Annotated in this window: 28 protein-coding genes; 22 read left to right on the plus strand and 6 right to left on the minus strand. The window is 43.5% G+C overall.

What is annotated here, in order from left to right; genetic code table 11:
* Positions 1-110 precede the first annotated feature (110 nt).
* From BLT53_RS04520 to BLT53_RS04570, 11 genes are all read left to right on the plus strand, one after another.
* Positions 111-392, plus strand: a complete 282-nt coding sequence (locus BLT53_RS04520) for an Fpa/YlaN family protein (protein ID WP_061969177.1) — start codon at positions 111-113, stop codon at positions 390-392.
* A gap of 152 nt (positions 393-544) precedes the next feature.
* Positions 545-1,702, plus strand: a complete 1,158-nt coding sequence (gene ftsW, locus BLT53_RS04525; RefSeq protein ID WP_090233103.1) for a putative lipid II flippase FtsW — start codon at positions 545-547, stop codon at positions 1,700-1,702.
* Between the two features lie 27 nt (positions 1,703-1,729).
* Entirely contained in the window at positions 1,730-5,176 is a 3,447-nt protein-coding gene (gene pyc / locus BLT53_RS04530; RefSeq protein WP_090233105.1) for a pyruvate carboxylase, read from the plus strand.
* Between the two features lie 383 nt (positions 5,177-5,559).
* Positions 5,560-6,495, plus strand: a complete 936-nt coding sequence (cyoE, locus tag BLT53_RS04535; protein ID WP_244520355.1) for a heme o synthase — start codon at positions 5,560-5,562, stop codon at positions 6,493-6,495.
* Positions 6,496-6,679: 184 nt separating this feature from the next.
* Positions 6,680-7,696: a cytochrome c oxidase subunit II gene (coxB, locus tag BLT53_RS04540; RefSeq protein ID WP_090236696.1), complete on the plus strand. Its 1,017-nt coding sequence runs from the start codon at positions 6,680-6,682 to the stop codon at positions 7,694-7,696.
* Between the two features lie 35 nt (positions 7,697-7,731).
* Positions 7,732-9,576 (plus strand): cytochrome c oxidase subunit I, encoded by a 1,845-nt coding sequence (ctaD, locus tag BLT53_RS04545; RefSeq protein ID WP_090233107.1) that lies wholly within the window; start codon positions 7,732-7,734, stop codon positions 9,574-9,576.
* A complete protein-coding gene (locus tag BLT53_RS04550) occupies positions 9,576-10,196 on the plus strand; it encodes a cytochrome c oxidase subunit 3 (RefSeq protein WP_061969188.1) in 621 nt (206 codons plus the stop codon). The genes ctaD and BLT53_RS04550 overlap by 1 nt, the downstream gene beginning before the upstream one ends.
* Before the next feature lie 3 nt (positions 10,197-10,199).
* Positions 10,200-10,541, plus strand: coding sequence for a cytochrome C oxidase subunit IV family protein (locus BLT53_RS04555; protein WP_090233109.1), 342 nt, complete (start codon positions 10,200-10,202; stop codon positions 10,539-10,541).
* An 82-nt stretch (positions 10,542-10,623) separates the two neighbouring features.
* The gene (locus BLT53_RS04560) at positions 10,624-11,481 is read left to right on the plus strand and encodes a cytochrome c oxidase assembly protein (protein WP_090233110.1); all 858 of its coding nucleotides are present in this window, start codon (positions 10,624-10,626) and stop codon (positions 11,479-11,481) included.
* Positions 11,482-11,578: 97 nt separating this feature from the next.
* The gene (locus tag BLT53_RS04565; protein WP_090233111.1) at positions 11,579-12,766 is read left to right on the plus strand and encodes a GNAT family N-acetyltransferase; all 1,188 of its coding nucleotides are present in this window, start codon (positions 11,579-11,581) and stop codon (positions 12,764-12,766) included.
* 13 nt (positions 12,767-12,779) lie between these two features.
* Positions 12,780-13,505 carry a nucleotidyltransferase domain-containing protein gene (locus BLT53_RS04570; protein WP_090233112.1) on the plus strand — a complete coding sequence of 242 codons (726 nt, stop codon included), beginning with the start codon at positions 12,780-12,782 and terminating at the stop codon, positions 13,503-13,505.
* A 98-nt stretch (positions 13,506-13,603) separates the two neighbouring features.
* Here BLT53_RS04570 and BLT53_RS04575 read toward each other — a convergent pair whose 3' ends face one another.
* A complete protein-coding gene (locus tag BLT53_RS04575) occupies positions 13,604-13,951 on the minus strand; it encodes a YugN family protein (RefSeq protein ID WP_090233114.1) in 348 nt (115 codons plus the stop codon).
* A gap of 163 nt (positions 13,952-14,114) precedes the next feature.
* Here BLT53_RS04575 and BLT53_RS04580 point away from each other — a divergent pair, with 163 nt between their 5' ends.
* Positions 14,115-14,543, plus strand: coding sequence for a CBS domain-containing protein (locus BLT53_RS04580; protein WP_090236698.1), 429 nt, complete (start codon positions 14,115-14,117; stop codon positions 14,541-14,543).
* A 115-nt stretch (positions 14,544-14,658) separates the two neighbouring features.
* Complete coding sequence (locus tag BLT53_RS04585) at positions 14,659-15,678, plus strand: CAP domain-containing protein (RefSeq protein WP_170834236.1); 1,020 nt, start codon at positions 14,659-14,661, stop codon at positions 15,676-15,678.
* A 27-nt stretch (positions 15,679-15,705) separates the two neighbouring features.
* Here the strand turns inward: BLT53_RS04585 and BLT53_RS04590 are convergent, their stop codons facing one another.
* Positions 15,706-16,185: a PaaI family thioesterase gene (locus BLT53_RS04590; protein WP_090233116.1), complete on the minus strand. Its 480-nt coding sequence runs from the start codon at positions 16,183-16,185 to the stop codon at positions 15,706-15,708.
* 174 nt (positions 16,186-16,359) lie between these two features.
* On the opposite strand from BLT53_RS04590, the gene ylbD reads away from it, so the two are divergent.
* Positions 16,360-16,794 carry a spore coat protein YlbD gene (gene ylbD, locus BLT53_RS04595; RefSeq protein ID WP_090233118.1) on the plus strand — a complete coding sequence of 145 codons (435 nt, stop codon included), beginning with the start codon at positions 16,360-16,362 and terminating at the stop codon, positions 16,792-16,794.
* Positions 16,795-16,809: 15 nt separating this feature from the next.
* Positions 16,810-17,055 (plus strand): YlbE-like family protein, encoded by a 246-nt coding sequence (locus BLT53_RS04600; protein ID WP_090233119.1) that lies wholly within the window; start codon positions 16,810-16,812, stop codon positions 17,053-17,055.
* 35 nt (positions 17,056-17,090) lie between these two features.
* Here the strand turns inward: BLT53_RS04600 and BLT53_RS04605 are convergent, their stop codons facing one another.
* The gene (locus BLT53_RS04605; protein ID WP_090233120.1) at positions 17,091-17,861 is read right to left on the minus strand and encodes an ATP-grasp domain-containing protein; all 771 of its coding nucleotides are present in this window, start codon (positions 17,859-17,861) and stop codon (positions 17,091-17,093) included.
* 159 nt (positions 17,862-18,020) lie between these two features.
* Here BLT53_RS04605 and BLT53_RS04610 point away from each other — a divergent pair, with 159 nt between their 5' ends.
* Positions 18,021-18,461 (plus strand): YlbF/YmcA family competence regulator, encoded by a 441-nt coding sequence (locus tag BLT53_RS04610; protein WP_090233122.1) that lies wholly within the window; start codon positions 18,021-18,023, stop codon positions 18,459-18,461.
* 22 nt (positions 18,462-18,483) lie between these two features.
* Here the strand turns inward: BLT53_RS04610 and BLT53_RS04615 are convergent, their stop codons facing one another.
* A complete protein-coding gene (locus BLT53_RS04615; protein ID WP_090233123.1) occupies positions 18,484-18,810 on the minus strand; it encodes a hypothetical protein in 327 nt (108 codons plus the stop codon).
* A 93-nt stretch (positions 18,811-18,903) separates the two neighbouring features.
* Here BLT53_RS04615 and BLT53_RS04620 point away from each other — a divergent pair, with 93 nt between their 5' ends.
* Positions 18,904-19,179 carry a YlbG family protein gene (locus BLT53_RS04620; protein WP_061969216.1) on the plus strand — a complete coding sequence of 92 codons (276 nt, stop codon included), beginning with the start codon at positions 18,904-18,906 and terminating at the stop codon, positions 19,177-19,179.
* Between the two features lie 54 nt (positions 19,180-19,233).
* On the opposite strand, the gene BLT53_RS04625 is transcribed toward BLT53_RS04620, so the two are convergent.
* Positions 19,234-19,611: a DUF7147 family protein gene (locus BLT53_RS04625; RefSeq protein WP_090233124.1), complete on the minus strand. Its 378-nt coding sequence runs from the start codon at positions 19,609-19,611 to the stop codon at positions 19,234-19,236.
* Positions 19,612-19,672: 61 nt separating this feature from the next.
* Here BLT53_RS04625 and BLT53_RS25590 point away from each other — a divergent pair, with 61 nt between their 5' ends.
* The 3 genes from BLT53_RS25590 to coaD all read left to right on the plus strand — a co-directional run bounded on the left by BLT53_RS25590 (position 19,673) and on the right by coaD (position 21,056).
* Positions 19,673-19,804, plus strand: coding sequence for a hypothetical protein (locus BLT53_RS25590; RefSeq protein WP_280138792.1), 132 nt, complete (start codon positions 19,673-19,675; stop codon positions 19,802-19,804).
* Between the two features lie 160 nt (positions 19,805-19,964).
* On the plus strand, positions 19,965-20,522 hold the full coding sequence (gene rsmD, locus BLT53_RS04630; protein WP_090233126.1) for a 16S rRNA (guanine(966)-N(2))-methyltransferase RsmD: 558 nt from the start codon (positions 19,965-19,967) through the stop codon (positions 20,520-20,522).
* Between the two features lie 45 nt (positions 20,523-20,567).
* A complete protein-coding gene (coaD, locus tag BLT53_RS04635; protein WP_090236704.1) occupies positions 20,568-21,056 on the plus strand; it encodes a pantetheine-phosphate adenylyltransferase in 489 nt (162 codons plus the stop codon).
* On the opposite strand, the gene ylbJ is transcribed toward coaD, so the two are convergent.
* A complete protein-coding gene (gene ylbJ / locus BLT53_RS04640; RefSeq protein WP_244520356.1) occupies positions 21,053-22,324 on the minus strand; it encodes a sporulation integral membrane protein YlbJ in 1,272 nt (423 codons plus the stop codon). The two genes, coaD and ylbJ, sit on opposite strands and share 4 nt — an antisense overlap.
* Positions 22,325-22,408: 84 nt before the next feature.
* Here ylbJ and BLT53_RS04645 point away from each other — a divergent pair, with 84 nt between their 5' ends.
* Complete coding sequence (locus BLT53_RS04645) at positions 22,409-23,236, plus strand: patatin-like phospholipase family protein (RefSeq protein ID WP_090233127.1); 828 nt, start codon at positions 22,409-22,411, stop codon at positions 23,234-23,236.
* On the plus strand, positions 23,193-24,245 hold the full coding sequence (locus BLT53_RS04650) for a SepM family pheromone-processing serine protease (RefSeq protein ID WP_090233128.1): 1,053 nt from the start codon (positions 23,193-23,195) through the stop codon (positions 24,243-24,245). Before BLT53_RS04645 ends, BLT53_RS04650 begins: the two co-directional genes overlap by 44 nt.
* Position 24,246 lies beyond the last annotated feature (1 nt).

The following is a 24,246-nucleotide window of genomic DNA, read 5'->3' on the forward strand; positions in this document are numbered from 1 at the left end:
ATGCATATTCATTCTAACATGAATAAGCATAATACGGTAATTTGTTGATTTTTTGCCTGTGTCGCGCTATATTAAAGAGTAGAAAGCCAGAGTAGAACGGAGGGATTATATTGTCACCTGAGATGGCAACAGGACATCGTGAAAAGGCATTTGAACTGTTACAGGCGGATGCAGCGAAGATTCTGAAATTAATCGAAGTGCAGATGGAAAACCTGACAATGCCTCAATGTCCCCTCTATGAGGAAGTGCTGGATACCCAGATGTTCGGACTCTCCCGGGAGATTGATTTTGCAGTAAGGCTGAACCTGGTGGATGAAGAAGATGGAAAAGGTTTGCTAGAATCACTCGAACGCCAGCTAACCGCTTTGCATGAAGCATCCATGCGGAAATAATAAATGACTCAAACCGTCGGCGAATGGTTTGAGTTTTTTTATTTTGAGGCTGCAATATGTGTTAAACTATTTTTAACTTCATCATACAGTGGAAAAGCGTAGAGCAGGTACGAAAACTGTTAGGGAAAAGACTACATAAAGGATGTAAGCGCATGTTAAAGAAAATGTTTCGCCACTATGACTATTCACTCGTCATTGCTATTTTGCTGTTGTGTGCAATCGGGCTTGTCATGGTGTACAGTGCAAGTATTATTGTGTCGATTAACCGGTTTGGCTATGAAAGCAACTTCTTTTTTATACGGCAGCTTGTCTTTCTCGTTGCTGGTTTGTTTTGCTTCTTGGTCGCAATGATCATTCCCTACCAGCTATATAAAAAAATGATCATTCCTATCGTTTTTGGGTCAATCGCGCTATTGGTAGCTGTTCTTTTTATTGGCCGTACAACAAACAATGCACAGAGCTGGATATATATCGGGAGCATTGGATTCCAGCCTTCGGAATTTGTCAAACTCGGGCTGACGATTTATCTGGCAGCGATTTTTTCAAAGAAAAAGGACAAGCTCGAAAATTTTGCAGCGAGTGCTCCGCCCATCAGTATATTCGGGGTTATTTTTATACTGATTATGAAGCAGCCTGACCTGGGGACCGGTATGATCATAGCGGCTACAACAGGAGTTATTATCCTAAGTTCTGGAATGAAGCCCGTTCACAAGCTGTTGTTGATCGTTTCGGCAGTTCTGATTATCGCTCTGGGATCACAGGTTTTGACAGATGAACAAAAATCGAGGTTTACTGCTGCCTATGCGCCTTTTACAGATCCTGAAGGAAAAGGATTTCAGCTTGTAAACTCATATCTCGCAATTGGCCATGGCGGAATTTCAGGCACAGGACTCGGACAAAGTATTCAAAAGTACGGGTTTTTACCTGAACCGCAAACTGACTTTATTATTGCTGTCATTGCGGAAGAACTCGGCTTTTGGGGTGTGGCAATTGTTATTGGATTAATCGCCTTTGTTGTGATCAAAGGGTTTATTACTGGTTTACGCAGCAGGGATACCTACGGCAGTCTGCTTGCGTTTGGCATCTCGGGAATGGTGGGCATTCAGGCGACTGTAAACCTGGGGGCTGCCATCGGCCTGCTCCCGGTAACCGGTGTCCCGCTGCCGTTTATTTCATATGGTGGTTCATCTCTAGTATTGCTGTTAATTTCCATGGGGATTCTCGTCAATATATCCTGTCATGTGAATTATAAAAGAAAGCATCAAAAGCCGGAACAAGCACCCGTAAAAGGAGATTTGCGAGCGGTGTAATTCCGGGAAAAAGAGGGAGAGATACCGATGTCACAAAAGCCGATCAGAAAAATACTCGTCGCCAACCGCGGCGAGATTGCGATTCGTATTTTCCGTGCCTGCACGGAATTGGGGATACGGACAGTAGCGGTATATTCAAAGGAAGATTCTGGGTCTTATCATCGCTATAAAGCAGATGAAGCCTATTTGGTCGGAGAAGGAAAGAAGCCGATTGATGCTTATCTGGATGTTGAAGGCATTATCGGCATTGCAAAAAAGAATGGGATAGATGCTATCCATCCCGGATACGGCTTCTTATCCGAGAATATTCATTTTGCAAAACGCTGCGCCGAGGAAAATATCGTTTTTATTGGGCCCAAAGAAGAGCATCTGATCATGTTTGGCGACAAGGTGAAAGCAAGAGAAGTGGCGGTCAGTGCCGGGCTGCCGGTTATACCGGGGAGCGATGGCCCGGTAGGCAGCCTGGATGAGGTAAAATCTTTTGCTAAAGTTCATGGATATCCTGTTATTATTAAGGCCTCGCTCGGAGGCGGCGGAAGAGGCATGAGAATTGTCCGAAGCGAAAATTCACTTGCCGAGGGCTATGAACGTGCGAAATCTGAAGCAAAAGCGGCATTTGGCGAGGACCAGGTATATGTTGAAAAGTTTATTGAAAAGCCAAAACATATCGAGGTTCAAATATTGGCGGATTCGTCAGGCAATATCGTCCACCTCTTCGAAAGGGACTGTTCCGTTCAGAGAAGACATCAAAAAGTGGTAGAGGTTGCACCAAGTGTTGGTCTCGATATCAGTCTGCGGCAAGAAATCTGCCGTGCGGCAGTTCAGCTCATGTCGCATATCAGCTATTTAAATGCTGGAACGGTCGAGTTCTTGGTAACCGGCAGCGGTGAATTTTATTTTATAGAAGTGAACCCAAGAGTTCAGGTTGAACATACGATCACGGAAATGATTACTGGGGTCGACATTGTTCAATCACAAATCTTGATTGCCCAGGGGAACCAGCTGCATGGCGACATAATTGGTGTCCCGAGGCAGGAAGAGATCGCCTGTCATGGATTTGCCATCCAGTGCAGGGTTACAACTGAAGATCCGTCCAATCAGTTTATGCCCGATACAGGGAGAATCAATGTGTACCGGTCAGGCGGCGGATTTGGGGTCAGACTTGATGCAGGAAACGGATTTCAGGGGGCTGTGATCACCCCCCACTATGACTCATTGCTCGTTAAGCTCTCAACATGGGCACTTACCTTTGAACAGGCTGCAGCCAAAATGTTGAGGAATTTAAAAGAGTTCCGGATCAGGGGGATTAAAACCAACATTGAATTTCTTGAAAATGTCGTAAAGCACGAGTCATTCCTTTCAGGCGATTATGACACTTCTTTTATTGACACATCGAGCGAGCTGTTTATTTTTCCAAAGAAAAAAGATCGCGGAACGAAGATGCTCAGCTACATAGGTTCCACGACCATTAACGGTTTTCCCGGCATTGAAAAAGTGCAAAAGAAAGCTTTTCATAAGCCCAGTGTGCTATCTGATTCCATATCAGACACGTTCCCTGATGGAACGAAGCAAATTCTTGAACAGAAAGGTGCCGAAGGGCTCGCTCAATGGATTCAGGAACAAAATAATGTTTTACTTACCGATACGACGTTTCGGGACAGCCACCAATCTCTCCTGGCTACAAGAGTAAGAACGCACGACCTTCTTCAAGCGGCAGAGCCGACTGCAAAACTGTGGCCCGCCATGTTTTCCATGGAGATGTGGGGAGGAGCGACGTTTGATGTTGCGTACCGTTTTTTAAATGAAGATCCATGGGAAAGGCTTTTGAAGCTTCGTGATAAGGTTCCCAATATTTTGTTTCAAATGCTTCTGAGGGCATCCAATGCAGTTGGCTATAAAAACTACCCCGATAATGTTATTGAAGAATTTGTTGAAAAATCAAGTGAAGCAGGTATTGATGTTTTCAGGATATTTGACAGCCTAAACTGGGTCGAAGGCATGACCGTTGCCATCGATTCGGTGAGAAGAAGCGGAAAGGTTGCAGAGGCAGCAGTATGCTATACCGGAGATATCCTCGATCCCGGCCGTACCAAATATAATGCACAATATTATATTGATTTGGCGAAGGAGCTGGAGGCATCAGGGGCCCATATTCTCGGCATAAAAGATATGGCAGGTCTGCTTAAGCCACAGGCTGCCTATGAGCTTGTTTCACGATTAAAGGAGAATGTGGGGATTCCTATCCATCTCCATACCCATGATACGAGCGGAAATGGCATTTTTACATATTCCAAAGCCATTGATGCCGGCGTTGACATTGTCGATGTTGCAATCAGTTCCATGGCAGGAGGCACCTCACAGCCGTCAGCCAATTCATTATATTATGCGTTGTCCGGCCACGATCGCCAGCCAGTGGCCGATATCAATAATTTGCAGCGATTAAGTTCCTATTGGGAGGACGTCCGCCATTACTACCAGGGATTTGAAAGCGGTATGAACGCTCCCGATCCGGAAGTTTATGAGCATGAAATGCCTGGCGGTCAATTCAGCAATTTGAAGCAGCAGGCTAAAGCAGTGGGGCTGGAAGAGAAATGGGACCTTGTCAAGCAAATGTACAGGCGTGTAAACGATATGTTTGGTGATGTGGTTAAAGTTACACCTTCATCTAAAATTGTGGGTGACATGGCCTTGTTTATGGTTCAGAACCAATTGAGCGAGGACGATGTGTATGAACAAGGAGAAAAGCTTGACTTTCCGGATTCTGTTGTAGAGTTCTTCCAGGGTTACATTGGACAGCCGTACCAGGGCTTTCCTAAAGAGCTTCAGCAGCTGATCTTAAAAGGAAGGGAGCACATTACCAAGCGCCCTGGAGAATTGCTTGAAGCGGCGGACTTTTTGGATATTAAGGAAACCTTGTTCCATAAACTTAACCGGCAGGTCACAAGCTTCGACGCAATATCGTATGCGCTGTATCCAAAGGTGTTTTTGAAACGGGAAAAAATGTTTGACCAATATGGTGATCTCTCTGTCCTTGACACCCCAACCTTCTTCTATGGAATGAGCCTGGGTGAAGAACTAGAGGTGGAAATTGAAAAGGGGAAAACACTGATCGTCCGTCTGGTTTCTATTGGTGAGCCACATCTCGATGGTACGCGAGTCGTTTATTTTGAATTAAACGGCCAGCCGCGGGAAGTCGTAATTAAAGATGAGAGCGTAAAATCTGCCGTTGCAGTGAAGCAAAAAGTCGATCCGGCAAATCCTGCTCATATTGGTGCAGGAATGCCCGGTACCGTCGTAAAGGTACTGGTGGAAAAAGGGGAAAAAGTTAAAAAGGGGGATCACTTGATGATCACCGAAGCCATGAAGATGGAAACCACAGTACAAGCTCCATTTGATGGTATTGTAAAAGAAATTTATGCAAGCAACAGTGAAGCAATAAGTCCTGGAGATTTATTGGTTGAGCTGGAAAAATAATTCAGAATTCCTAAAAGAAGCTGATGAAGAGAAGGTTATCTTTCTCCTTGTCAGCTTCTTTTTTGGGGGAGCGCGAAAAACGACAAGAAAATTCACAAATTTGTTAAAATTTAAACATATGCCAATCGCTCCCAGATCATAGATATGATAGGGAGCCTGAGGTGTCCGGGATGAAGTATACAAACCTTCTAAATTGTTTTATAATGATTTTGAAACCTGTCTATCATATCACACCATTATGTGATAATTTTCGACATTATGTGAAAAAAGATAGGCATTTTACATATTGATTTCCGTTTCATTACTATTTAGAATAAAATATGGCATTTTAAATGGATAATTTTGAAATGGATGGAAACTTACCTGTAAAGGAGGTGTATGCGGTGAGCAAAACGGAAACAACTCTTGGGGCAGCTGACAAAGTGGTGAAACCGAACCCTTTAACCGAAGCAAATCCGGCAGGTACGTGGAGAGACTATCTTACCCTTGCGAAAATGGGTATTGTAATCTCGAACCTCATTACCGTCTTTGCAGGATCCTTCCTTGCAATCAAGTACAACCATCTTCTGTTTATGGATAAGCTTGTTGTTCTATCATTGGCTGTATTGGGTTCCGCCCTTATCATTGCCGGGGGGTGCTGTCTCAACAATTACATAGACCGTGATATCGACGGCCTGATGGAACGAACGAAGGAAAGACCGACAGTAACCGGGAAAATAGAAGCAAACCAGGCGTTGTGGATGGGAATTATTTTATCTGCCCTGGGCGTCATCTTCCTTGCAATGACAACGCTAACAGCTGCAGTTTTTGGACTGATCGGACTTTTTGTATACGTGGTTGTATATACGATGTGGCTGAAAAGAACCCATTCAATCAACACGGTGATTGGAGGAATTTCCGGTGCAATGCCTCCGTTGATCGGGTGGGCGGCAGTAGACCCGGGTCTCGCTCATACGGCATGGATCCTGTTCTTGATCCTGTTCTTATGGCAGCCTCCCCATTTTCTTGCCCTCGCCATGAAGCGTTGCGAAGAATACAGAAAAGCAGGTATTCCTATGCTTCCCGTTGTGTCGGGATTTAAAATGACAAAACGCCAGATGGTCTGGTATGTATCCGCTTTAATTCCAGTCTCTCTTTATCTTTATCCATTTGGCAAAGTGTACACCATCTTAGCTGCCATCATGGGTTTGTGCTGGCTGGCCCTTGGTTTATCCGGACTCAGGTCAACGAATGACATCAAATGGGCAAGACAGATGTTTGTCTACTCGCTCAATTATTTGACGATTCTCTTCGTGGCTATGATTCTCGTGAACATATGATACTGGATTTTGATGAGCAATCCCTTGTTGGAAAAATCCAGATCTTAAAGACCTTTTACATAAAAGGGCTTACATTTTTCTTGCTATTTGCTGCTTAATGTAAATGAGACATTCGACGTTTATGCTAAGCAGGTAATAGATATAACAGCTGAACTACAACGAGAAAGTGGGGTTTTATGAAGTGATGAGAAAATTGCTGCGTAAAGGGCGGCTGGTTCCTTTGTTTGCAATGTTGGCGCTTCTCTTGATGGGTTGCGGTGATCCAACGCTTTCTGCGCTTTTGCCGCAGGGTGAAGTTGCTGACAAGCAATATTCATTAATGGTTCTCAGCTTGGCAATCATGATCTTTGTTTTGTTGGTCGTATTTGTAATTTATGTATTTGTAATTATTAAGTTCAGAAAGCGCAAAGGTGACGATACCATCCCTGAGCAAGTGGAAGGGAATCATTTGCTTGAAATTCTGTGGACAGCGATTCCAATTTTGCTGTTGATCATACTTGCCGTGCCAACGGTTATGCAAACCTTCGATCTCTCAGCAAAGGATAAGCCGAAAAAGGGTGAATTGGCGCTGAAAGTAACGGGCCATCAGTATTGGTGGGAGTTTGAATATCCGAAAGAGGAGATTATCACTTCCCAGGAACTTGTGCTTCCAGTTAACACCAAGGTCCATGTAGAATTATCTTCTGCTGATGTTATCCATTCCTTCTGGATCCCTTCACTTGCCGGAAAAACGGATACCAATCCTGGTGACGGCAGCAAAAACTACATGTGGATCGAGACAGGAAGCAAGGAACAAGTTTACAAGGGTAAATGTGCCGAGCTTTGCGGAGCTTCACATGCCTTGATGGATTTCAAAGTAAAAGTCGTGTCCAAGGATAAGTACCAGGCCTGGGTAAACTCTTTCAAAAAAGCCAGCGGAAAAGCTACAGGCAATGCTGCCGAAGGACAAAAGATCTTTGAAAAGAACTGCCTGTCCTGCCATGCCGTTGGAAAAGAGGGCGGAAACACCGGTCCTAACCTGACAGGGTTTGGTGACAAGCAGCGAGTAGCGGGTGTCCTCGAACACAACAAAGATAATGTTAAAAAATGGATTAAAGATCCACAAAAAGTAAAACCAGGCAACAACATGCCGAACGTGCCCCTTAACGATGAAGAAGTTGATGCAGTTGCTGACTATCTTCTTAGTCTAAAACTTCAATAGACATAGGAGCTGTTTGTAAAAAGGGAGGTAAAAAGGTGTCTACTCATGCAAGTCACAAAAAGAGAAGCGGGCTGATGGACTGGCTCACAACTGTCGATCACAAGAAAATAGGTATACTCTACCTAATTGCCGGGGGATTCTTCTTCATCATCGGTGGACTTGAAGCCATGTTCATGCGAATTCAGCTGTTTAAACCGGAAAATGATTTTGTCGCAGCTGAAACTTTTAACCAATTGCTTACAATGCATGGAACCACAATGATTTTCTTTGCGGCCATGCCACTTATATTTGCCTTTATGAACGCTGTTGTTCCATTACAGATCGGAGCAAGGGACGTAGCGTTCCCATTTGTTAATGCGCTCGGGTTCTGGCTGTTCTTCTTTGGGGGAGTTCTCCTGAACCTGAGCTGGCTGCTAGGCGGCGCTCCTGATGCAGGATGGACTGCGTATGCGCCTCTGTCTACGACGTCCGAAGGATCCGGTGTGGATTTCTACGTGCTTGGTTTGCAGATTTCCGGAGCGGGTACGTTAGTAGGAGGAATTAACTTCCTCGTTACCATCATCAACATGCGCGCACCAGGGATGACCTTCATGCGCATGCCGTTGTTCACGTGGACGGCATTTGTAACTTCAGGTTTGATTTTATTCGCGTTTCCACCCCTGACCATTGGATTGTTCATGCTTATGTTTGAACGGGTGTTTGATGCCAACTTCTTTAACCCTGACAATGGCGGTAACATTCTGATCTGGGAGCATATTTTCTGGATTTTCGGCCACCCTGAGGTTTATATACTGATTCTTCCATCCTTTGGAGCGATCAGTGAAGTGGTGGCAACCTTTTCTAGAAAACGCCTTTTTGGGTATAGCGCAATGGTATTTGCGACGGTGCTCATCGGTTTCCTGGGTTTCATGGTATGGGTTCACCACATGTTTACTGTAGGTCTTGGACCGGTAGCCAACTCCATTTTTGCTGTAGCGACGATGGCGATTGCAGTACCGACAGGTGTTAAAATCTTCAACTGGCTCTTCACCATGTGGGGAGGAAAAATTGTTTTCTCCACGGCTATGTTATGGGCAGTTGGGTTTATTCCTACCTTTGTTATGGGTGGCGTAACAGGAGTTATGCTTGCGATTCCGTCTGCTGACTATCAGTTCCATGACAGCTACTTTGTTGTTGCCCACTTCCACTACGTTATTGTCGGTGGGGTAATTCTGGGTCTGTTTGCCGGATTGTATTACTGGTATCCTAGAATGTTCAACCGTGTTCTTAATGAAACATTAGGGAAAATTCATTTCTGGACGTTTTTTATCGGTTTCCACCTAACTTTCTTCCCCCAGCATTTCCTGGGATTAATGGGTATGCCGCGCCGGGTATTTACATACCTTTCCGGACAGGATCTTGACCAGTTAAACTTTATCAGTACGATTGGTGCATTCCTGATGGCAATTGGAACCATTGTATTATTTATCAATGTTATCATTTCAACTTCTAAAAAATACGCACCATCTTCTGATCCTTGGCATGGCCGTACATTGGAGTGGGCGATCCCGTATCCAACACCTGAATACAACTTTGCCCAAACTCCTCTGGTACGCGGTCTGGATGCATTCTGGGTTGAAAAAGCAGCAGGCAACAAAGGCATGACACCGGCAGAACCAGTGGGAGACATTCATATGCCGAACCCATCCATTCTTCCGTTAATCATGTCCATCGGTTTATTCGTAGCTGCATTTGGTTTAATTTATGACACAATGACAGTCGTTGTAATTGGGATGGCGATAACCTTTATCAGCATGTTCTTTCGTTCTGTTATTGATGACCATGGCTTCCATATTCATAAAGAAGAAGTGGAAGAAGATCTTAAGGGGGTTAAGCTATAATGGATGCTGGACAACGTTTAACGGATGCTAATTTTCCGGAACATCCCGAAAAAGCCACCCTTGAAGGAAAAAATAAGTTTCTAGGATTCTGGCTATTCCTCGGCGGTGAAACTGTTTTATTTGCCACATTGTTTGGTACGTATCTGGGTTTGCGCCATATGAATATGGATGGGCCATCCACGGAGGAGCTGTTCAAGCTCCCTACCGTGTTCCTGGCAACCATGCTTCTTTTAACGAGTTCATTAACAAGTGTGTATGCCGTGCTTGCCTTAAAACAAAATCGCGTGCGTACCCTTCAAAAATGGTTTATTATCACGCTAATTCTGGGGCTTGGCTTCCTCGGACTTGAAGTTTATGAATTTATGGAATATGTGCATGAAGGGCATACTTTTACGAGCAGTGCCTTTGGTTCTGCCTTTTACACGCTGGTCGGGTTCCATGGAGGACACGTGGCGTTTGGATGTCTCTGGATCATCACACTGCTAATCCGGAACTGGAACCGTGGAATCACCCTTGTTAATGCACCAAAGTATTATTTGTTCGCCTTATACTGGCACTTTGTTGATGTCGTGTGGGTATTCATCTTTACGGTAGTGTATCTTATGGGGAAGGTGGGTTAACCTATGGCTGATCATAACAACACTGAAACCAATATTCACCGCAATGAAGCACTGCAGCGTAAGCTTGCGTTCAAGGAAGAAAGAAAGCATCACAACGTTTCATTCATCATGATGATTCTTTTGACATTGGTTGCTTTTTACGCCATTTGGAGTGATAAGGTGGCAGATTCGTTTGCTGTATTGTTTATTCTGGTGCTCGCTGTTGTTCAAGTATTCTTCCAATTGTATATCTGGATGCATTTGAGCCATAAAGGACATGATTTCCCGCTATGGGGAATGTTCAGCGGTATATTAATCGCTGCCATTACGGTGGTAGGCATTGCAGGAATGATCTGGACTTCCTAAGACGAAAAATGGCTGCTGATTCGGCAGCCATTTTTTATAACTATCGAATATCCCTGCTTTCCGTGGGAAAGGAGTTGCTATAATGAACCATCATATGATGGCACCTGAAAAACTGAGCGATTTCAGTTTTTACAATCTGTACCGGCCGGATATTTTTTTGATAATACTGGTCATTGGCATTTTATATTACCGGTTTTACGGCGTTCGAAGCAGTAAGATAAAAGCCACCATGCTGCAAAAAATATTCTTCACTGTGGGGCTTGTTTTTCTCTATATTTCTAAAGGAAGTCCGCTGAACGTGATTGGCCACCATTATCTGTTTAGTGTGCATATGCTGGAAATGGCCATCAGCTATCTTGTTGTCCCTCCGTTTCTTATCTTGGGGATGCCCCATGATTTTTATTTAAAATGGATGAAAAGGGACAACAAGTTCATCAGACTTATTCATTTTATGACCCAACCGCTGATTGCCATTCTTGTCTTTATCGCATTGTTTTCTATTTATCATATGCCGGTGATCTTTGATGCTATCATGGCAAACGGCCTGTTAATGTTTTTCAGCCATTCACTATTGTTCATAACCGCGTTTACGATGTGGTGGCCGGTACTTTGTCCGGTGGAAGAACTAACCACTCTGTCCGAATTGAAAAAGGTAGGGTATGTGTTTGCCAGTGGAGTCCTGTTGACGCCTGCCTGTGCCCTCATTATGTTTTCGAGCCATGTGCTATATGACACATACGCTCATGCACCTCTGCTTTTTTCATTCCTGCCACCGCTTGAAGATCAAAATTCTGGTGGGATCTTAATGAAAGTTTTGCAGGAAGCGGTTTACGGTACCGTGCTCGGCCATATATTTTACAAATGGGTGAAAAAAGAGCGGGCAAAAGACAAAGAAGACCTGGTGAAGATCAAGTTGACTGCTGCGGCCAAAAATTCCTAAGGATAACCGGGTGACCGGTTATCTTTTTTTGTGAAAATAAATGATTTTAACGCAATGATGTCGAAATAGTTGGTAATCACGAATAGGAGGAGAAACATTGATCAGGAATCTTCAACGCAACGAATTATTGGATTCAATTGAGCTTTCACAATACGCATTCAGGTACTCCTTAACTCCTGAGGAGATTGAAAAACGACTGTCAAATACTGACCCGGATACGGTTTACGGTGCATTTGATCAAGAACAACGATTGCTGGCAAAGTATCATCTGTTGCCATTTGACGTGTATTTTTCTGGAAAAGCAGTAAAAATGGGTGGGTTGGCAGGGGTTGCCACATGGCCTGAAAATAGAAGGACGGGACTGGTCAGAAAGCTGCTGGCGCATGCATTACAGGCAATGAACCAATCAGGAATCTACCTTTCCATGCTACATCCTTTCTCGGTCCCTTTTTACCGGAGCTTCGGTTGGGAACTCACCTGTGATTACAAAAAGTACAACATACATAAAAAGCAGTTTCCTTCCTTTGTAAGAGTGGATGGCAAGGTGGTGCGGCATGGTCCTGAGGATTGGATGATGTTAAAGCCAGTCTATGAGAAATTTGCAGCTCGATATAATGGCACGCTGAAGCGCACCGAGGTCTGGTGGAAGAACAACATATTAGCCAAAAAACAGATCGCAGTTTATAAAAACAGCAGAAGTGAAGCGCTCGGCTATATTGTTTATTCCATTAAAGAAAATGAAATGGAAATTAAAGAATTTGTCTTTCTGGACAAAGAAGGATTTAACGGGTTGTGGAACTTTATAGGTAACCATGATTCGATGATTGATAATGTGACCATTGTGGTTCCGCCAGACGATGAAATGGGGTATTATCTGGGGGACCCTAAGATCCATCAAGAACAGCACAGCTATTTTATGGGGCGAATTGTGAACGTCCTTGAAGCATTGAAAGATTATCCCTTTATGTGCAAGAGCAATGAAACCTTGTTTCTTCATGTAAAAGACCCGGTTGCCGAGTGGAATGAAGGATCATATGCCATTTCTTTTCAGGAAGGAGAAAAATCGATAAACTTTTTCCCGGTGAAAACAGGAAATTCTTCCTGCACGTTGACACCTCAAAGAGGCATATCCCTTAACATACAGGAACTGACCGCTATTCTGTTCAATTATAAAACGCCGGATCAGTTGCACCGATTTGGAAGAATTTCAGGAAAAGGCGAAGACATCAAGCTGCTGCAATCCATTTTGCCGGCACAGACCCCGTTTATATATGACTTTTTTTAAGGAGATCATTCCAATGACAATAAGAGACAGTGCAGTCCATGCTGCAAAAAAATTTATTGAGCAATACTTTCCTGTGGCAGAGATTGTATTTTTGGCCGGAAGCATTGTGAGAGGTGAAGCAACTGAAAGCTCAGATTTGGACATTATTGTGTTTGACGGGTCCCAGGAACATTCATATCGAAAGTCATTTGTCGAATTCGGCTGGCCTATCGAAGTGTTTGTCCACAGTTTTCATACGTATAAAGACTTCTTTAAGGAAAACAGGGACCGTGCACGCCCCTCGCTTCCTCAAATGTGTGCAGAAGGTATCATCCTTAAGGATAACGGTCAGGCGGCTTCCATTAAAAATGAAGCACTAGCCCTCTTGAAGAGAGGTCCGCTGCCATGGAAATCGAAGGAAGTAGATTCGGCACGGTATGAAATCACCAACTTGCTGGATGATCTAGAAGGTTCAACCAGCCCGGCAGAAGATTTATTTACGGTGTCCCGGCTCGCGGCCAAAATTCATGAGTTCGTTCTCCGTGTCAACGGCTGCTGGATCGGGGAAGGGAAATGGATTGTCAGGGCGCTAAAGGAATTTAATGGAGAGTTTGCGGAGAGCTTTGTTTCAATCTTTGATGAATATTACAAGACCCGTCAAAAACACCAGGTGATCGGATTCGCCGATAATGTGCTCAAGCCATATGGAGGACGGCTGTTTGAAGGCTATTCAATCGGAAAAAGCAGACCAAAAGAGTAACCCCTCCCAGCCGGGAAGGGTTACTCTTTTTCTGTTTGCATCGCTCGGTTATCGTTCTTATTGGATCTCTTCAGCAACCAGGTTGCTGGCAAGAAAACTTACTGGATCTCTTCAGCAACCAGGTTAATGGTTTTTTTACAATGGTCTACGATATTCTTTGGGAACTCCTCATCATATTCCACACCGTGCGGGTAATAGTGTTTTCCAAGGTATGGGTCGCCGAGTTCAATTTTTGCATAGGGGCGTTCAATCTCACCTTCGGCTACGATGCAAGGGAAGCGCAAGTAGTAAACGTCTCCATTTGTCATGTCTTCAAATTTATAATCGTATGTAATTCTTTCATAATCCCATTGTCCAGCCCGGACGATGCCATGGTTGTTCATAATATGTTCCAGGATTGAAAATTGGACAACTTGCCCTTTTAGGCCACTTTCTTCAAATACCATTACACTACCTCCCAATGTTCATGTAAACCTTTACTTTTATATGATAGTATGAAATTCTGGAAGATGCAATCGTTGTCAAAATATTTCCCCTTTATCCATCCTTGCATAATTTTTCTTCAGCAGATCATACTACATGAGAAAAATTGAATGGGAGGATTTCCTTTTGAAAACTTTAAGAGACATAATGACCACAAATGTTGATACTTGTTCGCCACAAGACAACATTTATGAAACTGCAGTTAAAATGAAGCAGGATGATGTAGGAGTTATTCCAGTATGTGAAGGGAAAAAGCTTCTTGGCGTCATTACCGACCGCGATATTGTTATACGCGCTGTGGCTGAAAAGAAACAGGGATCAACGAAGGTGACTGATGTAATGAGCAGCCAGCTCATAACCGGGTCTCCCGATATGAGTGTAGAAGAAGCATCCGAGTTGATGTCACGTGATCAAATTCGCCGTCTTCCGATCGTTGAAAACAGTGATTTGGTCGGAATTGTGTCTTTGGGGGACATCGCGGTGCATAAACAATCAGATTCCAAAGCCGGTGCTGCTTTGAGTGAAATTTCCGAGCAGAGAGACCAGCTCCAATAATACACGTGCTTAAAAAAACACCCTTAAAAGTGGGTGTTTTTTTCGCTTTAATGGACAAAATCCCTTAAAGTACAGTACAGTTAGGAAAGGTATGTATTTGAAGGGAGTACAGCTTTTGAAGAAAACAGCAATTCTGACGCTTTTGGGTTTACTTGCAATTTTTTTCTTTTTGGATACCCGTGAACAGCATCCCAATCATTCACCCGAAGATACCAAACAGAAGATCCCAAAGGAAAGCATCCAAACATTACGAGTTGAAAAATCCACTGTCGCCAACTTTATGGGCAAAAGCAAGGACTACTTAAACGACCGTCTTGGCCCTGCTGACAGAGTGGAACCTTCAGGCTATGGCTACGACTGGTATGTTTACACCAACACAGGTGGCTATTTACAGGCCGGTGTTAAAAACAATAAAGTGGTCACGGTTTTTGCCGCAGGTAAAGGAGTACCGGTAAAACCTTTCAAAATCGGACAGTCTGTCACTTCCATCCTTAAAAAGTTACAAGTTAAAAGTGAGATAACCGTAAAGCAGGGTGATGATTTTTTTCGTTTTGAACTGTCGGAGGAAGAAATGAATACCCGCCCGCTCATTCCGTTAAATGATATTTATGCCCAGCTTTATTTTGATAAATTTTCTCAGAAATTGTTTAGTATCCGATATATCGATAAAGAAACGCTACTTGCACAAAGACCATACTCTGTTGTTTACAGAGGCAGCCTGGAGCCTCAGCCTGAATTTAAGGGAAGCATGAAGCGTGAAATCGAAAAAGGGCAGGAGCAGCAGATTCTTGATCTTACAAATGTGATCAGGGAAGACCATGGACTTAATCCCTTGCATTGGGATGCTAAAACAGCCAAAGTCGCCTATCTTCACAGCAAAGAAATGGCGCAGCTTGATTATTTTTCCCATATTTCCCCAAAAGCAGGAGACTTATCTGACAGGCTGAAAGATGGTGGTGTGAATTACTCCGGGGCCGGAGAAAACATCGCAGCCAAGTATACGGACGGTCTTGCAGCAGTGGGTGGATGGCTCAACAGCCAGGGGCACCGTGAAGCTCTGTTAAATGAGAATTATACAGAACTCGGTGTTGGTGTATATGACAGCTACTATACCCAAAATTTTATCAAACCATAAAGTAAGGAAAAGCCAATTGGCTTTTCCTTACTTTTTTATGATAAAAAATGTGCCTGTAGACAAGGAAACGAGCTGTTCTTGATCGCCATATACCTTTGCTTCAGTCACGATCACATTTTTGCCATGGTGAAGCACCTGGGCAACACAGCGCAGAAATTTTCCTGTTCCGGGGGAAGTATAATTGATTTTCATTTCCGAAGTGACGGCTGCTGAATTTTCGGGAAGTGAAAGATTGGCAGCTGTTCCCATTGCAGTGTCCATTAACGTTGCCGTTAAGCCACCATGAACGATTCCGATGGTATTGTCTAAAAAAGGGGTAACGGGTATCGTGACTTCCACAGTGCTTTCATTCAGCTTCCTAAGCTGCATATCCATCAGGCTGGAAATATACGTTGAATATGCATTTTCCCTTTTCCTCTTCAAGCCTTTCATAATCCCGGTAAGCACCACTTTTTCTTCCTCTGATGCTTCATTCCAATAGGCTTCCATTTCGTTCATCAAATCCATGTTCTAACCCTCTCTCTCTGTCTTGCAGCGAACTGTTGCTCTTTTATATTGACATAAATGGAATCGCTTCACAATGAGGGACTCTGCAAAAAAATAGGCGCACCTTTTTATAGGCGGAACTGTATCATGTAATAGGTGAATTGGAGTCGTTGAAGGACAGCCGGGGGTGAGAAGATGAAAAAGGACGTTGAGGCATTTCGAATATTTGTTCAGAAGCATCCTAAGCTGATTAGAGAAGTCCGTTCAAATACGCGTTCGTGGAGGGATGTGTACGAAGATTGGATCGTCCTTGGAGAGCACCATGACATCTGGAATGAATATAAGCCTGACCAAAAAAGCCAGGAAGAGTATACTCATTTTAGAGGACTGAAGGAGCGAAAGCAGAAGCAGGAGCCGGACGCTTCAGAAACAAAAAAAGAGATCACCGTCGGGGACCTTTTTAGCATGTTCCGGGATATCAATGTAAGTGAGATCGGCCAGCATTTAGCGCAGTTCAGCGGTGCAATCGAAGGGATTCACCAGCTATTAAAACAATTTCAAGGTTCCAAAACGTATGATAGCCCGTCATCCACATCCAAAGACAATTATTTTTCATCGTATAAAGACTAATGGGGAGTGTGACCAATGAGGAGAGAGATCATTGATTATCTGCACAGCCGGCCGGACTTGAAGTTTTTTATGAGGGAGCAGCCTAAATGGTACAGGGATCTTTCAAGGAACCCCATGCTTTTAGAAGTCATGGTAAAGGAAGCGGATGTTTTCTTTGGAAGGACTTTTGGCCAGCGGATCGATAAGTTTCACAATCAGGTGAAAACCGTCGGGCTTATGATGGATTTTTTAAGCATGATGGGAAAAGGAGAAGACCTATAAAGGATTAGGCTTCTCCTCAAACATAAAAGCATGGCTTACTGTGAAGCTTCTGCCTTTAACAGGTATTCATATATTTTTTTCTCGGGAGAAACTTCAAGGTGGTTAAATGCTTGGTTTCCGAAAAGTACATTAAATTCAAGGATATAGTACTTGTCACCGGCGGCTACAATATCGAATCCTGCATGATTGACATTTAGCGCTTTGGCTGTCTGTCGGACAAGCTCCAGGGCTTCTTCCGGAATTTGGTCAAAGGAGATAGAACCTCCCTGGCTGACATTGTTGTGAAAACCGTTGCTTCCGATACGCCAATAACTGCCAATGATTTCATCTCCTACGACACACACACGAAGGTCACGGTCGATCGGCAAATATTCTTGAACATACAGAATATCGTTCGCTTCTGAATAGTTGTAGAAGTCCTCTTCATTGTTCACAAGAAAAACGCCTCTTCCCATGGAGTTTCTGATTTCTTTGGCTACAAATGGGAAAGGGAAGGTTTCCAGAATGTTTTGTCTGCTATCTTTTGAGTTGCCGAGGATCTCGGTATAAGGCACATTCTCCGGACACACTGTCCACAGAGCCCTCGTCATTTCCATTTTGCTGTAGCCCAGCTGGATGCTTTCAATGCTTGGGAAAATTCTTTTTTTCATTCCATAGACCAGGGAGTTGACTTGCCAGTTTTCGGGAAATAAAAGAACATCCGCTTGTTTTATCTTTTCAAGTTCTTTGAACATATGATCGGGTTTTACATATTGGACGTTGGGAATGCCAATCGTCCGGAATGGGTTAAACGTTACAAGTTTCATTCTTGTCCTCACTCTCAATATCATACAAACGAGAGTATTATACGTTTTTTCTGAGATCGGAGTCAATCCTGAATGTCATTTTCCTTTTAACTTGTTTCATATTCAGTTATAATGATAGAAATATTTATAGTTGAGTAAACCCCATCAAGGAGTGAGAGGATGCTGGGAACAGTATTAGACGTAAGTCTTTTGGATGAATCTTATTTTCTCGGGAAAATGATAGCCGAATCAGAGGCTGCCATTCAATACCGGGTGACTAAATATAAACTGGAACAAGATACGGAAGCACAAAACCTGATCAAGGAATTCAACAAGGTGAAAGAACTGTATGAAGAAGTTCAGCGGTTTGGAAAATACCATCCGGACTATAAAACGGTATCCACCAATGTGAGGTTGTTAAAACGGGAGCTTGATTTTAATGAAACCATCTCCAGCTTTAAAAAAGCCGAGAAGGATCTGGAAAATCTGTTAAACGAATGCAGCTCGCTCATTGCGGGCAGTGTATCTGAACATATTAAAGTTCCCACGGGGAATCCCTTTTTTGATTCAAGAAGCTGTTCTGGCGGATGCGGAAGCGGAGGCGCATGCAGCTGCGGATAAGAGCTCAAATCGAGCTCTTATTTTATGTGGCTGATTGGTAGCGTATACAATCTTCACAGAGATTGCCGCAGCAAAACATTTTTTCCTGAGGAACCAGAAAGCGGAAACGGTAAACAAACAGGAAAGCTTCTTTTCGTACGTAAATCATTTCCGCATTGATCCTTTTTCCTTTCATGGCATAAATGGCTTCCTGTTTGATCATTTCTTCAATCATCTTTTCTGAGATAGTGCCACTGGTCAGGATATAAAGGAACGGAAGCCCGGCAACCAGCTTTTTTTCAATGGATACGATAGAGTCTGCCTGGCGGAAAGCGGTAAGAAAACGAAACCATATATCATCCAGGTTCATTTTTGCTTTCTCCTTTCCAATCTGGGATTAAATTGCAGGACGCTCTTAATCATGCTAGACTAAAATGAAAAGATGGTGTTAAAGGAGTACATTATGATAGGTAACCGAATGGGTCTTGCGGTTTATTTGCATTCTCTGAAATTTTCCAAGCAGCTAAGGCGGTATGGAAATGTCCATTACATTTCAAAACGAATGAAATATGCCGTCATTTATTGTGATGCTGCAAAAATTGAAGAAGTAGCCAACAAACTGGAATCCCTCCATTTCGTTAAAGAAGTAAAGAGATCCCACAAGCATGAAATTAAAACAGAATACGAAAGCAAAATCCCGGATAAAGCTAAGGAATACGATTATAAAATGGGATTATAAAAAGTGATGACCCACGTGTTTTGGAAGGGGTCATCTTTTTTGCATGAGAGATTCTTAAATTAACGGGGGAATCAGGTAATTCAGTCGCAAGATGCCCGTAAGGTAATGATAGTAGAGCTCTTTTTCCTGAAATTCGCCGGAAGACTTAACATCAAAGGTGATAATGTCCTTTTCTAAGTACCTGGATAGTTCTTCAAACAGCTCATAGCGTTTGGAGGGAACAGGAACGCCTTCACGGCAGAGGTAAAGCGGCTGGAAGTTACCTTCTGGGGCAGGGTGAAGGACAACGAGTAGGGATGCTTGAGATCGTCCGTTTATATCAGTTTTCAGGCAGAGTAATTGGCTGATTCTTTTTTGGTTGGAACGGGCAATCTCTAACAGTTCGTAAATATCGGAATATCCTTCACCAAGTTCAATAAATCTCTGGATCATAAGAAAATAAAGCCTCCTTCATGTTAAAACTGTATCACAGAAGGTACAGGCTGAAAAGGGTATGGAAACGGGACATCTAAAGATAAAAAAAACCCCGCAGATCGTCTGCGGGGTGCCTTATGGATTAGTAACAATCACTATCGTTAAGGCGATGGGAGAGGAGAAACCGGAGGAAGAACTTATGGGGAAGTAAGTCTTCTCCGCGGTTGGCAACAACATCTTAGGGATGTTGTTATCTTTAGTATGACCGGACGGGCATTTTCTATACGGGTAGCAGTGTTTATTCTGAAAAATTTGTGATAGGATAATGAAGAACTAAAGACAAGTAATTATGAACGGTAAGGTGTGGAAAAATGAGAGTCATTTCAGGTGAATGCAAAGGACGGCCTTTAAAGGCAGTACCGGGGCAAGGAACGCGGCCTACAACTGATAAAATCAAAGAATCCCTTTTTAATATTATTGGCCCTTATTTTGAGGGCGGTCTCGGACTGGACTTGTATGGTGGAAGCGGCGGTCTCGGAATTGAAGCGCTGAGCAGGGGAATGGACAAGATTATATTTGTGGACCGCGATGCAAAAGCAACAGAAGTGATTAAAAGTAATCTGAAAGCATGCGGTTATGAAGAACAAAGCGAGGTTTATAAAATAGAATCACATCGTGCATTGAAGGCCTTGAAAAAAAGAGAATTCGCCTTTGATCTGGTCTTGCTTGATCCGCCCTATGCGAGACAGCGTATCGCTGAGGATATCGAAAAACTCGATGAATACGGTTTATTGAATCGTGATGTACAGGTGGTGGCTGAGCATGACCCTTCTGTCCGCTTGCCAGAAGCGATCGGAAATTTAAAGAAAGTTAGAGAAGAAAACTACGGCAGTACGACGATATCGTTATACCGGCTGCAAGGTCAGTGAATACAAAGAAGTTATGCTTGAAAAAGAGATTATGAGGTGGTTGCATTGATTAAGAAAGCGGTGTGTTCGGGAAGTTTTGATCCTGTTACCCTAGGTCATTTGGACATTATCAAAAGGGGAGCCAACGTGTTTGATGAAGTAATCATCGTGGTTGCTAACAATCAGGGCAAAAAGCCGCTGTTTTCTGTGGAAGAGAGAATTGCATTGCTGCAAGAAGTTACGAGAGACCTTCCTAACGTGAGGGTTGATTCGTTCAGCGGGCTTTTGATTGATTATGTAAAAAGTATAGGGGCCAATGTTATTTTGCGGGGACTCCGGGCGGTTTCGGATTTTGAATATGAAATGAAAATCGCTTCGATCAACAAAAAACTAAATGAAGAAATTGAAACTTTTTTTATGATGACAAACAATCAATATTCCTTTTTAAGCTCCAGCATCGTAAAAGAAGCGGCAAAGTATCATGCATCTGTAGCCGACCTTGTTCCACCTGTTGTCCAAGATGCGTTGAAAGAAAAGTTTGGCACCCCCCGTTAATGAAAACGGGGGTGTTTTTTCTCTTTTGAGTGTTTGAGGCCCCACAGGAATATGGAAAGGATAAGAGTGGTAAGTGTCAGCAGGGAACCTATTTGCAAGAAATAATGGTAATAATGAGACCAGGGATACTGCTTTAGATGTCCGTCCGCCCAGACTGCGATGGCCGATTTTGAATGTGGGGAGAGAAGCACCGGAAAAAGAATGGCGGACAGAGCCGCAGCAAAAACACCATGAAGGAGTCTGGCCAGAAAGAAAGGCCTAAACGAGATATCGGTCTCCGATAATATACTTGCCACCTGAGCCTGAACCGAAAATCCGCTGAATGCCAGGATAAAACTGACGACGATACATTGCTGCATCAAAAAGGACGGACTCTGACTCGCAAGCTTGCTTCCCATTGTAATTTCAAATAATCCTGAGATGAATGGATAACTGAGAGAGCCCGAAATGGAAAAGACGGAAAGACCTTTCTCAAGGAAATTGGAAAAAAGCGGGGTAATTGACAGAAGGCTCAATACCCGATTGATCACTGAAAACAAAATAACAAACCCACCGATCATCAAGAGAGTAGAAATGGATGACTGAACCGCGTCTCCCAATAGCTTGCCGATCGGCCGGCCATCTGCAAGCCTGGCTTCGTGCATTTTTTGTAATGCGCGAAATGGCTGAATCCTGTGCAATGGGACAGAAGTGTCCTTTTCTTTTGAACGTTTCTTGCCATGAAACCTCATGGCAAGCCCGACAAGTATATTTCCCACATAGTGGCTCAAAGCAAGAACAATTCCAAGAGAAGGATTATTGAAAAAACCAACCGCAACCGCGCCAAATATAAAAAGGGGATTTGAACAGTTCGTAAACGAGACGAGACGCTCTGCTTCAATGGTTGTAATCTGCTTTTCCTGCCATAATCTTGCGGTCAGTTTGGCCCCTGCAGGGAAGCCGGATGAAAGGCCCATCGCCCATACAAAACCTCCGGATCCTGGAACTTTAAATAAAGGACGCATGAGAGGTTCGAACAGCACACCAAAAAAATGAACCACTCCAAATCCGATGAGGATTTCAGATAGAATAAAAAAGGGTAAAAGAGAAGGGAAAACAACATCCCACCACAATTTTAATCCATCCAGTGAGGCGCCAAAAGCTTCCTTAGGAAATATCATCACTGCACCTGCAAGGATAATCGCCGCGACCGAAAGAGCGATCGATTTATAAAAATTCCATTTCACGTTGATTCCCCCGATCATAAAGAACAAGCCCTGACCTTGCATCCCTTGTCCATCTATATATTTATACGTATAGCTTAGGATTTTAGACCATATCTTAAAAAGGACAACAGTTAGGAGGTAACCCAAATGCGCAGGCCAATTGTCGGTTTGGCACTAGGTTCAGGAGGAGCACGGGGCTTTGCACATATCGGTGTGATCAAATCGCTTCGTGAGGCGGGCATTCCCATTGACATGATCGCGGGAAGCAGCATGGGTGCACTTGTGGGAGCGATGGTGGGAATGGGCCATAATAATGAAAATCTCATAAAAATGGCAACTTTGTTTAAAAGAAAGTATTATATGGATTATACAGTCCCAAAAATGGGTTTTGTTTCAGGCAAAAAAATCAAGGAATTGATCCGGCTCCTTACACAAAATAAAAGGATAGAAGACACCATTATTCCGCTTTCCATAGTAGCTACGGACCTGATCAAGGGCGAAAAGATCGTTTTTCGAAATGGACCGATTGCTGAAGCGGTCCGGGCCAGCATCTCTATACCGGGTATCTTTGTTCCCGAAAAAATAGATGGAAGGCTGCTGGTCGACGGGGGTGTCATTGAAAGGGTACCGGCTGCAGTTGTCAGGGAAATGGGTGCGGATATCGTGGTTGCTGTGGACATTTCCCATTTTAAAGCGCAGCCTGAGATGACTTCTATTTTAGACGTGATTGTACAAAGCATCGATATTATGCAAAGAGAAATTGTGCGGTATCATGAAATCTCTGCTGATATTATGGTGCGGCCCATGGTTGAACAATTCAGTTCCACCGCATTTAAAAATGTGAATGAAATCATATCGATCGGGGAAGAGGCTGGAAAAAGCAAAATTGAGAGCATTAAGCATAAAATTGAGACCTGGAAGGAGAACAATCATGAAAGATACACAGAATCCCCGGAAGATAGGATGGGTCAATAGACTTTCACTGATTGGCATCATCATAATTGCCCTTGTGATTGGCTTATATCCATTACCCTACTACGTAACATCACCTGGCAGTGCTAATGAACTGGCACCGATCATCCATGTCAAAGGCGGGGATAAAGAACAAGGAAGCTTTATGCTGACCACTGTCCGAATCGGCAAAGCCAATATTCCGCAGTATTTGTATGCAAAAGTTAGTGATTACAGGGAACTTCTTCCCGCTAATAATGTCAGAGCAGAAGATGAAACCGACGAAGAATACAATCAGCGCCAGCTGCAAATGATGCAGGACTCCCAGCACGCTGCTACCGTCGTTGCGTACAGGAAGGCCGGTAAGAAGGTGGATATCATCAGCAAAGGTGTCTATGTTACCGGAATCATTTCCGGCATGCCTGCCGAAGGGAAACTGAAGGTTGGAGACGAAATTGTGGAGCTCGAAGGGAAGCCGGTTAAAACAACAGAGGATCTTTTGAAACGGTTGGCCGATAAGAAAGCGGGAGACAAAGTAAAACTGAAGGTACTAAGAGGCAAAAAAACGCTGAACCGTACGGTAGCGCTCGAAAAATTCCCGAAAAAGCTGAGCCAGAATAATGAAAAACGGGCGGGAATTGGCATTACATATCCTGTGACAGACGTAGAGATCAAGGTAGATCCGCCAATCAATATAAAAACGAGCGAAATTGGGGGACCATCGGCAGGGCTTATGTTCTCTCTTGAAATTTTGAACCAGTTAACTGAGGGAGATATGACAAAGGGCCATAAAATCGCGGGTACCGGTACCATCAACATCAATGAGGAAGTTGGTCCGATTGGCGGCATCCAGCAAAAAATTGTTGCTGCTGACAAAGCGGGAGCTGAAATTTTCTTTGCACCGGTGAGCGACAATAATTATAAAGATGCCGTAAAGGCAGCCAAAGATATTAATACGTCCATGAAGATTGTCCCTGTTAAGAAAATGGACGATGCTCTGGATTATTTAAAAAAATTAAAAACCAAAAAATAAG

The sequence above is a fragment of the Fictibacillus solisalsi genome (assembly GCF_900103485.1).
GTDB classification, from domain to species: Bacteria; Bacillota; Bacilli; order Bacillales; family Fictibacillaceae; genus Fictibacillus_C; species Fictibacillus_C solisalsi.

What these genes read in the sequence shown, in the direction of transcription:
- BLT53_RS04610 (WP_090233122.1), top strand. Translation starts at nt 18,021, where the DNA reads ATGCTGGGAACAGTATTAGACGTAAGTCTTTTGGATGAATCTTATTTT.
- BLT53_RS04555 (WP_090233109.1), top strand. Translation starts at nt 10,200, where the DNA reads ATGGCTGATCATAACAACACTGAAACCAATATTCACCGCAATGAAGCA.
- BLT53_RS04590 (WP_090233116.1), bottom strand. Translation starts at nt 16,185, where the DNA reads ATGGATTTGATGAACGAAATGGAAGCCTATTGGAATGAAGCATCAGAG.
- ftsW (WP_090233103.1), top strand. Translation starts at nt 545, where the DNA reads ATGTTAAAGAAAATGTTTCGCCACTATGACTATTCACTCGTCATTGCT.
- BLT53_RS04650 (WP_090233128.1), top strand. Translation starts at nt 23,193, where the DNA reads ATGAAAGATACACAGAATCCCCGGAAGATAGGATGGGTCAATAGACTT.
- BLT53_RS04570 (WP_090233112.1), top strand. Translation starts at nt 12,780, where the DNA reads ATGACAATAAGAGACAGTGCAGTCCATGCTGCAAAAAAATTTATTGAG.
- BLT53_RS04620 (WP_061969216.1), top strand. Translation starts at nt 18,904, where the DNA reads ATGATAGGTAACCGAATGGGTCTTGCGGTTTATTTGCATTCTCTGAAA.
- pyc (WP_090233105.1), top strand. Translation starts at nt 1,730, where the DNA reads ATGTCACAAAAGCCGATCAGAAAAATACTCGTCGCCAACCGCGGCGAG.
- BLT53_RS04605 (WP_090233120.1), bottom strand. Translation starts at nt 17,861, where the DNA reads ATGAAACTTGTAACGTTTAACCCATTCCGGACGATTGGCATTCCCAAC.
- BLT53_RS04550 (WP_061969188.1), top strand. Translation starts at nt 9,576, where the DNA reads ATGGATGCTGGACAACGTTTAACGGATGCTAATTTTCCGGAACATCCC.
- BLT53_RS04575 (WP_090233114.1), bottom strand. Translation starts at nt 13,951, where the DNA reads ATGGTATTTGAAGAAAGTGGCCTAAAAGGGCAAGTTGTCCAATTTTCA.
- BLT53_RS04625 (WP_090233124.1), bottom strand. Translation starts at nt 19,611, where the DNA reads ATGATCCAGAGATTTATTGAACTTGGTGAAGGATATTCCGATATTTAC.
- rsmD (WP_090233126.1), top strand. Translation starts at nt 19,965, where the DNA reads ATGAGAGTCATTTCAGGTGAATGCAAAGGACGGCCTTTAAAGGCAGTA.
- BLT53_RS04615 (WP_090233123.1), bottom strand. Translation starts at nt 18,810, where the DNA reads ATGAACCTGGATGATATATGGTTTCGTTTTCTTACCGCTTTCCGCCAG.
- ylbD (WP_090233118.1), top strand. Translation starts at nt 16,360, where the DNA reads ATGAAAAAGGACGTTGAGGCATTTCGAATATTTGTTCAGAAGCATCCT.
- BLT53_RS04645 (WP_090233127.1), top strand. Translation starts at nt 22,409, where the DNA reads ATGCGCAGGCCAATTGTCGGTTTGGCACTAGGTTCAGGAGGAGCACGG.
- BLT53_RS04600 (WP_090233119.1), top strand. Translation starts at nt 16,810, where the DNA reads ATGAGGAGAGAGATCATTGATTATCTGCACAGCCGGCCGGACTTGAAG.
- coxB (WP_090236696.1), top strand. Translation starts at nt 6,680, where the DNA reads ATGAGAAAATTGCTGCGTAAAGGGCGGCTGGTTCCTTTGTTTGCAATG.
- BLT53_RS25590 (WP_280138792.1), top strand. Translation starts at nt 19,673, where the DNA reads ATGGAAACGGGACATCTAAAGATAAAAAAAACCCCGCAGATCGTCTGC.
- ylbJ (WP_244520356.1), bottom strand. Translation starts at nt 22,324, where the DNA reads ATGCAAGGTCAGGGCTTGTTCTTTATGATCGGGGGAATCAACGTGAAA.
- BLT53_RS04560 (WP_090233110.1), top strand. Translation starts at nt 10,624, where the DNA reads ATGAACCATCATATGATGGCACCTGAAAAACTGAGCGATTTCAGTTTT.